Here is a 12,260-nt window from a genome sequence, read left to right as displayed (position 1 = left end):
AAGGTCCGGTGTGCGATCAGGCGGCCTTGCGCACGCGGCCGCCGTATTGGGACAGGAGCCGCAGGATCTCGGCCTTCGCGTCGTACGTCGCATAGGCGGCGGCGAGGCGCTGCGCCTCCCGACGGTGGCCCGGCGCGTCGAGCACGGTCCGGACCGCCCGCCGGATCGCCGCCGGCGTCGGCTCGTTCGTGGCGAGGTCGATCCCGGCCCCCGACCACGCGATGCGGGCATTCACGTCGGCCTTATCCTCCGTGAGACCGGCGGCGACGAGCGGGATTCCGAAGCTCAGCGCTTGGTTGACGCTCCCGTAGCCGCCGTTGGTCACCATGGCGTCGATCCGGGGCAGCAGCCACTCGAACGGCAGGTATTGTGAGAGCCGCGCATTGGCGGGAATCGGACCCGGGATGGCGTCCAAGCCCCGCCCGCCCGCCGTCACCACGGTCAGGATATCGGGCTCACCGGCGAGAGCCTGGAGGGCCGGGCCGACGAGCAGGCCGAAATCGTGGTTTGCGACCGTGCCTTGCGTGACGAGCACGACCTTGCGGGTGCCGTCGAGATCGCCGGCCCAGGGCGGGAGCGCCGCCTGACCCGGGACGATCGGCAAGGCCCCGATGAAGCGCACCGTCGGCGGCATCGCGAACGGGTATTCGAAGCTCGGGACGGTGAGCTGCAGGTAGGTGTCGGCGAGCCGGACGACCGCGTCGAACAGCGGCCAGGGCGGCGCCGCCAGGCCGAGCTCCGCCAGGACGGCGGCGAGGCTCAGCCCGACCGGCCGGTCGACCGCCGCGTCGTAAGCCTCGGCGATCCGCCCGTAGGCCCTCTCCTGCTCCGGTGACTCCGCCGGCGGAAGGCCCATGAAAGCCGGGGCTTTGTCGGGGCGCGTGCAGTGGAGGAACGAGGTGCCGCACAGGACGATGGCGGGCCGCTGCGCGCGCGGCCCGAGCAGCAGCGGCAGGGCGCCGAAGAACATGTCGTCGCCAATCACCACCGAGGCGGGAAAGGCCTGCAGCGCCGCGCGCAGGCCCCGGTGCTGGTCGGGGATCCGATCGACGAAGATCCGCTCCATGGCGACGCGCAGCCAATCCGGCCCGGGCGGGATCTGAGCCAGTTCGGGCACGACGGCGCGGAGATCGCGGCCGTCGAAATCCGCTGTGCCCGGCAGGGGCATGAAGCGCGCACCCGACGCCGTGATGCGGTCGCGGAAGGCGGAGCCCGACAGGACCATGACCTCGTGGCCGTCATCGACCAGCATGCGGGCGATGGCCAGCAGGGGGTTGAGATGCCCGGTGGCGGGCGTCGAGCAGAGGAGGACCTTCATCGCATGTCCTATCTGTGAGGGGGGATAGCGGGCGCCGCACGATCGCCGCGAGGCCCGGGAGACAGGCTGGGGGCGGCCTGTTACGGCGCGGCTGCGGAGCGCGGCCGAAACGATTACGGCTGAAACGGGGGCGGGCAGGCCCTATGCGGCGACCCGCAGCGCATCGATGCGGCGGATTCCGCTATGGCCCTGGACGACCGGCATCGCGCCCGTCAGGCGCAGGTCTGGGGCGAGGCGCATCAGGGCGCCCAGGCCCTCTTCCAGCTCGATCCGGGCCAGGGCCTCGCCGATGCAGCGATGCGCGCCGCCGCCGAAGATCGGATGCAGGCGGGGAAGGTCGGTGCGCCGGATATCGAACGTGTCGGGATGCGCGTAGACCGCTTCGTCCCGCAGCGCCGACAGCGTCGAGAGCAGGATCATGCTTCCCGCCGGCACGACATGTCCGTCGAGCGCAATATCCTCCTGGGCGACCCGCCCGGCGGAGCCGACGCTCGGCTCGTAGCGGAGCGACTCCGCCACCGCGGCCGGGATCAAACCGGGATCGCGGCGCACCGCCGCCCATTGCCCGGGATGCTGCAGCAGCAGCGCCACCTGCATCGCGCCGGCGACCCGGGTCGTGTCGGTGCCGCCGATGATCATCTGCACGAGCTGGACGACCACCTCCTGCGGGGTGAGTTCGCCCGCCGCATCCGCCTCCGCCAGGAAGCGTGACAGGAAATCGTCCTGGGGCGACGACCGGCGCGCCTCGAGGATCGCGCGCACGTAATCCTGCAGCGCGAGCGCCGCCGCTTCGAGTTCCGGAATGTCCTCCGGTCCGAAGGTGAAGCTCAGCACCCGGGAGACCTCGTAGGCGAGCCGCGTGAAGCGTGGGATGTCGTCGCGCGGCAGGCCGAGGATGTCGGCGATGGTCTGGGCCGGGATCAGGGACGTGTAGCGCTCGACGAGGTCGATCTCGTCCTCCGCCAGCACGTCGCGGCCGAGGCTCTCCGCGGCCGCCCGGATCCGGGGACGCAGGCCTTCGATCATCCGAGCCGCGAAGGTGCGGGTGAAGGGCGAGCGGCGCCGGCGATGGACGGCCCCGTTGGCAGTGAGCATCCCGTGCGCGAAGATATCGAACAGCGTGCCTTCCGGGATCCCGCGCGTCTCCGGATAGAGCGTCTCCGTCGCCCGGGCGCGGGGGTCGCGCATCAGCAAGTCGACATCGCGGGCACGGAGCACGAGGTAGCCCGCGACCTCGTGGCCGACGACGGGCAGTCGGGGCCGCCAGGCGCGGAACACGCCGTGCGGATCGGCCTCCAGCTCCGCCACCGTCAGCGTCGGGACGCCGTCCGGAGTCTCGGACAGGCCGCCGTGACGCGTCGGGTCATCGGTTCCGTTCATCTGTCATCCTCGCTGCTGTGATGCGCGAGAACTCTCGGAAGCCCGAGCTACAGGATGATTTCGGAAGCTCGGCCGACGGTTACGATCATAACATTCGGCGCGCCGGAAGGCACGAGCAGAAGAGCGGGCGGGCTGAGGGGCCATTCGCCCGGATTGTGCGCAAGGACACGTCCGCTGCGCTGCGTTTCGTGCGTCGGATAATCCGAAATCATGCCGTAACCCGGCCTATCGAGAGAGGCTCCGCTTCACAGAAGGAGAAGTCCTCATGGTTGAAGGGTGGGCGAATACGGACGACGTTTTCGAGACGTTGCTGAGGCGGACGATCACCGAGTCCGTGATCGGCGATTTGGATCACGGCGTCGCGCGTGACGAAGATCTCATCCTCCGCCTGCGCCAATACGAGCGGCGCGCGCGCGCGGAGCAGCTGAGTTCTCAGACGCTCCAGGTCATCACATCGGCGCGGCGCCTCCTGGGTGATCGGTCCGGGCAGGACGGGATCGGTGGCGGCAGATCGCGGTGACGCCTGATCGGTGCGGACTGGCGGTGCTGTCAGTCCGGTCGTGGCACCGCCTCCGGTGCCACATGTGGCTCGATGTCCCTCTCACATGCGGGTTTGCGGTTCCACCTTGTGCGTTCTGCACCACCCCCACCTCCGGAGCCTCCCTACGAGGGCTACGGGCTATAAGCTTGAAAAAATTTATCTGCCTGTCGATGGCATGCGCCTGTTGGAGCAAGCCCGTCATTCCGGGTCGCCCCAGGCGAGCCCGGAATCCAGAACCGCTCTCAGCGCAAGGTCTTGCCGCGTCGGCGTGTCTGGATCCCGGGCTCCGCTGCGCGGCCCCGGGATGACGCGCAGATGCGGCGATAGAGAAAAGAAGATGGAGAAATTGTCTCGAACGGGAGATGAAAATCACCCGATGTGCAACCCTTAGCCACGAGGGGAGGAAGCGGGCGTCGCTCTTCTTCGAAGACGCGGCGTGACCATCCATCCCTCTGTGGCAGAGTGAGCCGGGCGCGCCGGTTCGCGCCGACACCGGAGCCTTGCCTTCCGTCAGGCGCGGCTATCGCCCGCGGCTCCTCAGGCCGACCGCCAGGAAGCGCTCGATCATCGGGTTGACCTGCTCGGCCACCTCGATCGTGTTGAAGTGGCCCGCGAGCAGCGTCTTGGCGGTGACGAGCTGCGGGCAGAGTTCGCGCAGCAACTCCAGGTCGCGCGCCGCCTCGACCAGGGGCACGTCTGCCGAGATGTAGGCCATGGGAATCCGGCAGGCGCGCGCAGCCGGCACCGGGTCGTGGTGCCGGATCATGTTGCGGAGCGCCGAATAGGCCACGTGCTGCGGTGTCCTCAGGCAGGGGCCGAGGATGAACGTGTCGAAGAGTGCCTGCCGCCGCGCCGGGTGGTCGTAGTCGCAGCCGATCGACCAGGCCATCTCGCGCACGACGGCCCGGTAATCCGGGCCGCCGACGCCCGCCAGCAGCCCCTCGATCTCGGGGCTGCCGGCTGCGTCCGGTGACGGCAAGACGATGGTGTCGATCATCACGAGACCGGCGGCGAGGTCGGGATGGCGGCCGCACAGCTCAAGGGCCACGGCGCCGCCGAGGCTGTGGCCGATGACGACCGGCTTCACCAGACCGAGGGTCCGGCTCTGCCACGCGATGTCGTCGGCGAAGCCCGCCATCGTGTAGTCCTGCTCGGGCGCATCGCTGGCGCCGTGACCCCGCAGGTCCACCGCCACGACGCGGCGGGTCTTCGAGAAGTGCCGGATCTGCGGCGTGAAGATGCCGTGATCGCCGGTCCAGCCGTTGATCAACAGGAGCGGCTGCCCCTCGGGCGTGAGCGGTCCGGCCTCGATATGGGCGAGCTTGGCGCCGTCGCGCGTCAGGTGGACGGGCTGCCAGGGGGGCGGGTCGAAGATCATGCGGTTTCTCCGTGCTGTCGAGAGGGGGACGGGAAGGGGGCGGGGGATCGCCGGTCGGCCGGACGCGTGAGGCCGGCATGGGCGGCGGTTGCGGCGAGGCTGCATCCGAGCATCACGGCGGCCATCGACAGGGCGGACCGCCCGTCGAAGAACCGGGCCACGAGGTCGCTCGCGAGGGCCGCGCCGCCCATCTGCAGGAAGACCGCGACGGCGCTCGCCGCGCCCGCCGCATCCGGGCTGAGTTCCGTGGCGCCGTGCATGGCGTTCGGCGAGACGAGGCCGAAGGCCAGGGCGACGCCGACCATCGCGGCGATCACCGGCGCGGCCGCGGGAGGCCCGGCCAGGGCGGCACCGAGGAGGAGCGCCGCGGAGGCTGTCGCCAGGGCGAGGCCGGCGCCGATCACGCGCGAGGGCCCGACGCTCCGGGCCGCGAGGCGGCCGTTCAGGAACGCGCCGCCCATCACCGACAGGGAGCTTGCCCCGAAGACCAGCCCGTAGGTCAGCGGATGGAACCTGAGGGCGTCGATGAACACCAGCGCGGAGCCGGTGATGTAGGCGAAGACCGCGCCCGCCGCCGCGGCGTTGCACAGGGCGTAGCCGAGGAAGACCCGGCTCGCCAGGATCCGGCCGTAGCCGCGCAGGATGCCGGTCGCCGCCGCCCCGGGAGCCGAGACGCGCCGCAGGGGCTCGTCGATGTGCCGGATCGCCGCCAGCGCCACCACGGCGGCGGCGATCGGCGCGGCGTGGATCAGGCGCCAGCCGCCGAGATCCATCAGCCCCGCGCCCACCGTCGGGGCGATCATCGGCACCACGTTGATGGTGAGGACGACGAACGACATCCGGGCCCGCGCCGCCTCGCCCTCGAACAGGTCGCGCACCATCGCGAGGACCGCCATGCCGGGGCCGGCGGCGCCGATGCCCTGGAGGGCCCGGAACAGCAGGAAGTGCGGCAGCGTCCGCGCCGCGGCGCAGCCGAGGCTGCCGCCGATCAGGAGCAGGCACCCGAAGGCGATGGCGGGCTTGCGGCCCAGGCGGTCCGAGGCCGGACCGTAGACCAGCAGGGCCCCGCCGAGGCCGAGCAGGTAGGCACCCATGGCCGCGCCCATCGCGGAGGGCGGGACATTCAGCGCGGCGGCCGTGTCCGAAAGGCTCGGCAGGATCATGTCGATCCCGAAGGTGGGGAGCGCCGCCAGCAGCCCGAGCAGCGCCGAGAAGGCGGCCGAGCCGGAGCGGATGCGGGGATGCGCCGGCACGGCGGCGGCCCGGATCAGGCCCAAAGCCGATCTCCGCCCCGGGCGGCGCCGCGATGCGACGCCGTCATCGCCTCGATCTCGCGGACGAGCCCGTTCGCGTCGAGATCCGCCCGCACGGCCGCACCGAGGGCCGCGGCGGCGGTGCGGAAGCCCGGCTCCGCCAGGATCCGGCGGGCGGCCGCCGCGATCTCGGCCTCACTCGCCCCGGCGGGCAGGCGTAGACCGGCGCCGCGCAGGGCGATGCGGGCGGCGTTGTCGGTCTGGTCGCGGGCGAGCGGGATCACCAGCAGCGGCGCGCCGTGCAGGAGCGCCCGGCTGACGGTGCCGTGACCGCCCTGGCACACCACCAGATCGGCTTCGGCCATGAGGGCGTCATGGGAGGCGGCCGCCACGACATGGATGGAGTCCGGGGCGGCAAGGTCCTCCGCCCCGACATGGGGGCCGGTGGTCAGGACGGTCTCGGCCTCGATCGTCCCGAGCGCCCGCGCGACCCGCCGCAGGAGGTCGGTCTGGTTCTGGGCGCCGGTGCTGCCGGCGACGAGGATCCGCGGCCGGCGCGCCCCGGGCCACGTGGTCAGCGCCCCGCGGGACCAGCCCGGCGCGTCGAGCAGGGGCCCGATGTACCGGTAATTGGCGGGCAGCGCCTCGGTGTCGAAGTCGAAGGTGCGGCTGACGGCCAGGAGCACGCGGTCGGCGCGATCGAAATGGGCGAAGGCGCTGGCGACCGGCGGCAGCCCGAAGGCGCGCCGCGCGGCGTTGAGCGCCGGCCGACCCTGCTCCATGGCCGACACGATCGCGTCGGTCGCCGCGTCCACCACGGCCCGCTCCTCGGCATTCCGCGGCGGCGTCAGGCCGCTCGCGGCGGGCGGCATGCCGGGCAGCGGGCGGATGCTGATATGCGGCGACAGGACCGCGTGCGGCAGGCTGGCCGCCTCGGCCGCCAGGGCGCAGCCGGGCAGCAGATCGAGGCTCAGGACGGCGTCGGTGGGGAGGCGGCGGATCTCGTCGAGGGTGTCGGCCGCGTAGGCGCCCGCCGGAGCGAACATGGTCTGGCCCAGCCAATCGGCCAGATCCGAGAAGTCGGCCGGGTCGGCATCGCTGCCGGTCGGGGCCCGGCGCCACCCGATGAACGGGAAGCCCGCCGCTTCGACCTCGCCGCGCATCACCGGGTCGGCCATGACGCGCGGCTGGTGCCCCGCCCGGTTCAGTTGCCGGGCCGCCGTCAGCACGGGGCTGAGATTGCCCGTGGTTCCCCACGAGATGCAGAGCACATTGAGGGACATGGACAGTGGTTCCCAATCTGATCGCGCAGGCAGGCGCATCGGCCGGCCTGTATTCGAGCGATTTTTCCGGGGGTCGTCGTTGAGTTATTTGGTGATGAACTCAGAATATAGATCTATTACTTGATCTGTAAAATCGATTATCTTCGCGAGTTTTATATTTATGGCCCGGATGATCTGCTTAGATCGCGCAGAAAGTCGACATAGTCCGGATGCATGTTGTGGATGCAGCCGCCGTAGGCGAAGCTGACCACCAATCCCTCCAGCAGCCACCGACCGAGGCCGCGACGCGCCGATCGGCCCCGGGCGTCCGACGCTGAAGCCGGGCCGGCCCGCTCCCGCGACCAAAATCCCGATCGTTTCGCAAGATCAGCTACGGCGTTACCGCGTGCTGATCGTGATTTGAGCGCGTATCGTCCGCCATTCTGGCGCAGATTGGAGATTGCGGCGTCAGTCATGGTCGCCTCTCTATTGCGAGAGAATGACCCTGGTATTTGCAGATTACATCCCTATTTCGGGGTGCATCGGTTCCGGTTACAACGGTAACCGTGCCAATTGCCTTTGTCCGGACCAGCCATGTCCGGCGCGAATGCTCGTATCGTGTTGCCCCGCACAATACGAAGGGCGCAATCCTTTGGGGGGCGTGATATCAACGCGACCTGCAAGGCCCGACGTCCGGACGCGCCTCGATGGGCCGCCGGGATGGGTCGGCGATGGACGCGAAGGTCACCCGGTCGGCGATGTCCCCGATCGGAGCGGCGCTCCCGCTCCGCGAGCCGGCGCATCGAGATCGTGCCGTCGCGGCAGGCTGCCGCGAACCGGAGGTGGCCATGATCGAACCCAGTCTGGACCGGGGGCAGGGTCGGAATGCGCGTCCCGGCACGACCCGCATTCTCCTCATCGAGGACGATGCGGGCATGCAGCGCATCGTCTCGGACCACTTCGCCGACCACGACGTCGACGTCACCCCGGCGATCAACCGGGCGGAGGCGGAGAAGCGGCTCGCGGAGGATGATTTCGACCTCGTCGTGCTCGACCTGCGGTTGGGCTCGGAGAACGGTCTCGACCTGCTGCGCGACCTGCGCGCCAAGAGTGATCTTCCGGTCATCATCACCACCGGCCATCGCCGGGACGAGATCGACCGGGTGATCGGCCTCGAACTCGGCGCCGACGATTACCTCGTCAAACCCTACGGGCTGCGCGAGCTGCTCGCGCGGGTGCGGGTCATCCTGCGCCGGGCCGAGGTCGCGCCCGCCCCGGCCCGGGCCCAGGATTCCCATCGTAGCCGCTTCGACGGCTGGGTGCTCGACCGGCGCCGGCGGCGCCTCGCCAATCCGGCCGGCGCGGATGTCGCCCTCAGCAAGGGCGAGTACGCCCTGCTGGTGGCCTTCCTCGACGCGCCCCAGCGCCCGCTGAGCCGCGAGCAGCTCCTGCAGGCCACGCGCGTCCACGAGGACGTGTTCGACCGCAGCATCGACGTCCAGATCCTGCGGCTGCGCCGCAAGCTGGAGGCGGACCCGAGCGCGCCGCGCCTGATCGTCACCGAGCGCGGCATCGGCTACGTCTTCGCCGTGCCGGTCGAGAAGCTTTAGCCGTGGCCCCGCCGCGCCTCGCCCGTTCCCTCGCGGCGGCTCTCGGGGCCGGCCTCGTCGGCAGCGCCCTGGCCATCCTGGCGCCCCGCGCCCAGGAGCAGACGGCCGGCGGCCCGCGGCCCGCCGACGCCGTGGAGGCGATGGACGTCATCACGCCCGTCCCGAGCAGCCTCGGGGCGGATCCCGACCGGGCCGCCCTGGGCCGGATGCTGTTCACCGACACCCGGCTGTCGCGCCGGGGCGACCGGGCCTGCATCACCTGCCACGACATCCGCAGCAACGGTGCGAGCGCGGTCGCCCGGAATCTCACCACCGATGGCACGCCGGTGCCCCGCAACACGCCCACGGCCTTCAACGCGGCGCTGAGCTTCCGCCTGGGCTGGGCCGGCGACATCCCGAGCCTTCACGAGCAGGCCGAGCTCGCCCTGACGCGCCCCGAGTTCCTGGGCGGCTCCTGGCCCCGGATCCTGGACACGGTCCGCGGCGACCCGGTGTTCGCCCCGCTCTTCCAGGCCGCCTACGGGCGCGCGGCCGACCGGGAGGCGGTGATCGACGCGATCAACAGCTTCGAGCGCACCCTGCTGACCCCGGACAGCCGCTTCGACCGCTGGCTGCGCGGCGACGTCCACGCGATCACCGAGGCGGAGCGGGCGGGCTACGATCTGTTCCGGGGGATCGGCTGCGCGGCCTGCCACCAGGGCGTCAATGTCGGCGGCAACCTGTTCGAGAAGGTCGGGATCTTCGTCGCGATCCCCAACAAGGCCGCCGAGGTGCTGCGGGTGCCGAGCCTGCGCAACGTCGCGGTCACGGCGCCGTACTTCGACGATGGCGGCGTGGCCACGCTCCCCGAGGCGGTGCGGCTCATGGCCCGGGCGCAGCTCGGCCGGGAGCTGACGCCGTCGCAGACCGCCGCGATCGTGGCGTTCCTCGGGACGCTCACCGGCTCCTACGCGGGACGGCCCCTCACGGCCCCGAACGCGCCCGGCGCCGCGCCGCAGCCATGAGGCTGACCGCGCAGGCCGCCGTGCTCGGGGTGCTTCTGGCCGGTCTGCTCACGTGGCTGATGATCAACGGCAAGGGCGAGATGGACGCCGCCTACGTGCAGACCCAGCGCACGATCGACGCCCTCGCGCTCGCCGAATCCCGGATGCAGCACGACGTGCTCCGGGCGCGGACCGGGCTCCTGCGCAACTACGATCCGATCGTCACCCATCTCCGGGAGATGCAGGCGGCGCTCGCCGCGATACGGGCGTCGAGCGGGCCGGACGATCGCGAGGTGCGCGCCCTCGCCGAGGCGATGAACCGCGAGGCGCAGATGGTCGAGCGCTTCAAGACCGGCAACGCCCTTGTGCAGAACTCGATCGCCTATTTCGATTCCCTCAGCGACCGTCTGTCCGAGCCGGACATCGATCCCTGGCTTGCCCGGGCGGTCGCCGCCCTGCAGATCCGGGTCTCGGAACTCGCCCGGGAGTCCAGTCCGAGGCGCCTCGACGACATCCGCGCCCGGCTCGACGCCCTGGCGGCGGTCAGCCATCCGGCGGGTCGGGGAGCGGACATCGCCGCCATCGTCCTGCACGGGCGCCAGCTCCTCGAGCTGCTGCCGCAGGTCGACACCGTCACCCGCTCCCTGCCGGCCTCGTCGAGTGAGCCGGCGCGTCAGGCTCTCCTGGAGGCGCGCCGCGCTCTGAAGGACCAGAGACAGGTCCGCGCGGACGGGTTCCGCCTCGCGCTCTACGCGGCGGCCCTGGCCCTGGTGGCCCTGGTGGTGCGGGTCGGCCTGTTGATGCGGGCCGGCACCATAATTTTACGCCGGACCATCGTGTTCCAAGCCGTTGTGGCGCAAGCCAACAACCTCTTCCTTGCGAGCCAGCCCGATCAGATCGAGGCGCACATCGTCGATGCCATGGCCATCGTGGGAGAAGGGGCGAACACGGACCATTGCTACGTCCTCATGCTCGACGGCACCAACGCGACGCATCTGTGGAACCGGCCTGGCCATCCGGCTCCCCGCGGATGGCCGGACGCACAACGTGCCCTGGTGCCGGATCTTATCGCTGCTCCAGACGATCACATCTTTGTCGAAACGGCGGGGGGGATTGGACCTCCGGCCCTGATTCAAGCTCTCGCGCAGCGTGGCGTCACCACGCTCACATGCGCGCGCTTGCGCCGGGGGGAGAGAATCGTCGGCGTGTTGTGCTTCGAGCGCACGCGGAGCACCCTGCCGCCTTGGATGCGGCACTCGCGCGGCCTTCTGCAGGTTGTCGCTGACAGCTTCGGGGCCGCCCTGGAGCGCCAGCACGTCTGGGCCGAGCGCCGCGAAATTGAGGCGACCCTCCGGCGCGCGCAGCGCCTCGAAGCGATCGGGATCTTCGCCAGCGGCGTGGCGCACAACATCAACAACGTGCTCAACGTCATGCTCGGCCATGCCGAGATCGCCGCCGACGCCCTGCCGGCCGATCCGCACCGGGCTGCCAAGCAGATCGATCTGTTGGTTCAGGCGGGCGGGCGCGCGCACGAGATCGCGGGGCAGATTCTCGATTACGGTCGTCGGGGCGGTGCGACGCAGAGCACGAGCGACGTCGATGCGGTCGTCGCCGAGACGGTCGCCCAGATCCGGACGTCGACCGCCGACCGGGCCGCGATCCGCCTGACCGGGGCTGCCCAGGGCGCGGTCGTCGACGGCGAGCCGGCGCAGCTGCAGCAGGTGGTCCATAACCTGATCCGCAACGCCATCCAGGCTTCCGATCCGGGCAAGGCGATCGACGTGCAGCTCGAACGTGTCCGCCTCGCCGAGCGGCGGACGCTCTCCCACGGCGAGCTGTCCCCCGGCGACCACGTCCGGATCCGCGTGGTCGACGCTGGCCGCGGGATGGACGAGGCCACGCTCGCGCGGATCTTCGAGCCGTTCTTCACCACCCGTCCGGCCGGCACCGGCCTCGGGCTCGCCACCGCCTTCGAGTTTGTCCAAGAACAGGACGGCGCCTTTCACGTCCGCAGTGAACCAGGGGTGGGCAGCGCGTTCGAGGTTTGGTTGCCCGTCCGCCCGCAGACCGAGCCCGGCGACTCGGCCGCCGGCGGCACCGTGATGATCGTGGGCGGTGCGCGCTCCGCGGTGCAGGAGGATGAGGAGACGCTGGCGGCCTTGGGCTACGAGCCGATCGGCTACACGGACCCGGAAGCGGCGCTGACGGCCCTGCGCGCGGAGCCGGGGCGCTTCGACCTGCTGATCGTCGAGAACCGACCGTCGGGTCCTTTGGGCCTCGCCTTCGCCCGCCGCGCCGCTCGGATCGTGGATCGTCCGATCGTGCTCTCGCTCTCGGCCGCGGACACGGTCCGGCCGGAGGTTCTCTCGGCCATCCCCATCGTCGACGTTGCGCGCCGACCCTGGCGTTCGACCGCACTGGCGCTCACGCTGCGGCGACACCTGGGCTCCGAAACGCGGGGCGCTTCGCCTCGGCGCAAGGCGGTCGAGAACCGGGCGGCGTTGCATTAGCGACTGCTGGCGGAGTCTCGCCATG

General features: G+C 70.9%; 9 protein-coding genes. 4 read left to right on the top strand and 5 right to left on the bottom strand.

Annotation, left to right across the window (positions count from 1 at the left end; genetic code table 11):
• Positions 1 to 16: 16 nt before the first annotated feature.
• Entirely contained in the window at positions 17 to 1,318 is a 1,302-nt protein-coding gene (locus AC3WSN_RS20345; RefSeq protein ID WP_492540356.1) for a glycosyltransferase, read from the bottom strand.
• A gap of 141 nt (positions 1,319 to 1,459) precedes the next feature.
• Positions 1,460 to 2,698, bottom strand: a complete 1,239-nt coding sequence (locus AC3WSN_RS20340; RefSeq protein WP_492540354.1) for a cytochrome P450 — start codon at positions 2,696 to 2,698, stop codon at positions 1,460 to 1,462.
• Positions 2,699 to 3,032: 334 nt separating this feature from the next.
• Here AC3WSN_RS20340 and AC3WSN_RS20335 point away from each other — a divergent pair, with 334 nt between their 5' ends.
• A complete protein-coding gene (locus AC3WSN_RS20335; RefSeq protein ID WP_492540352.1) occupies positions 3,033 to 3,218 on the top strand; it encodes a hypothetical protein in 186 nt (61 codons plus the stop codon).
• Between the two features lie 541 nt (positions 3,219 to 3,759).
• On the opposite strand, the gene AC3WSN_RS20330 is transcribed toward AC3WSN_RS20335, so the two are convergent.
• The 3 genes from AC3WSN_RS20330 to AC3WSN_RS20320 are packed head-to-tail and all read right to left on the bottom strand — an operon-like array spanning position 3,760 to position 7,153.
• Positions 3,760 to 4,617 (bottom strand): alpha/beta fold hydrolase, encoded by an 858-nt coding sequence (locus AC3WSN_RS20330; RefSeq protein WP_492540350.1) that lies wholly within the window; start codon positions 4,615 to 4,617, stop codon positions 3,760 to 3,762.
• Positions 4,614 to 5,894, bottom strand: coding sequence for a Bcr/CflA family efflux MFS transporter (locus tag AC3WSN_RS20325; RefSeq protein WP_492540348.1), 1,281 nt, complete (start codon positions 5,892 to 5,894; stop codon positions 4,614 to 4,616). The genes AC3WSN_RS20330 and AC3WSN_RS20325 overlap by 4 nt, the downstream gene beginning before the upstream one ends.
• Positions 5,885 to 7,153 carry a glycosyltransferase gene (locus AC3WSN_RS20320; RefSeq protein ID WP_492540346.1) on the bottom strand — a complete coding sequence of 423 codons (1,269 nt, stop codon included), beginning with the start codon at positions 7,151 to 7,153 and terminating at the stop codon, positions 5,885 to 5,887. Before AC3WSN_RS20320 ends, AC3WSN_RS20325 begins: the two co-directional genes overlap by 10 nt.
• A gap of 827 nt (positions 7,154 to 7,980) precedes the next feature.
• On the opposite strand from AC3WSN_RS20320, the gene AC3WSN_RS20315 reads away from it, so the two are divergent.
• The 3 genes from AC3WSN_RS20315 to AC3WSN_RS20305 are packed head-to-tail and all read left to right on the top strand — an operon-like array spanning position 7,981 to position 12,235.
• The gene (locus AC3WSN_RS20315; RefSeq protein WP_238197685.1) at positions 7,981 to 8,742 is read left to right on the top strand and encodes a response regulator; all 762 of its coding nucleotides are present in this window, start codon (positions 7,981 to 7,983) and stop codon (positions 8,740 to 8,742) included.
• Between the two features lie 2 nt (positions 8,743 to 8,744).
• Positions 8,745 to 9,746: a cytochrome-c peroxidase gene (locus AC3WSN_RS20310; protein WP_492540343.1), complete on the top strand. Its 1,002-nt coding sequence runs from the start codon at positions 8,745 to 8,747 to the stop codon at positions 9,744 to 9,746.
• Complete coding sequence (locus AC3WSN_RS20305; RefSeq protein WP_192710192.1) at positions 9,743 to 12,235, top strand: two-component system VirA-like sensor kinase; 2,493 nt, start codon at positions 9,743 to 9,745, stop codon at positions 12,233 to 12,235. The genes AC3WSN_RS20310 and AC3WSN_RS20305 overlap by 4 nt, the downstream gene beginning before the upstream one ends.
• The last annotated feature ends 25 nt before the right edge of the window (positions 12,236 to 12,260 follow it).

It is taken from the genome of Methylobacterium sp. FW102-HT35C08 (assembly GCF_058790235.1).
Note: the sequence above shows the minus strand (reverse complement) of the source record. Positions and strands in the feature narration are given on the sequence as shown.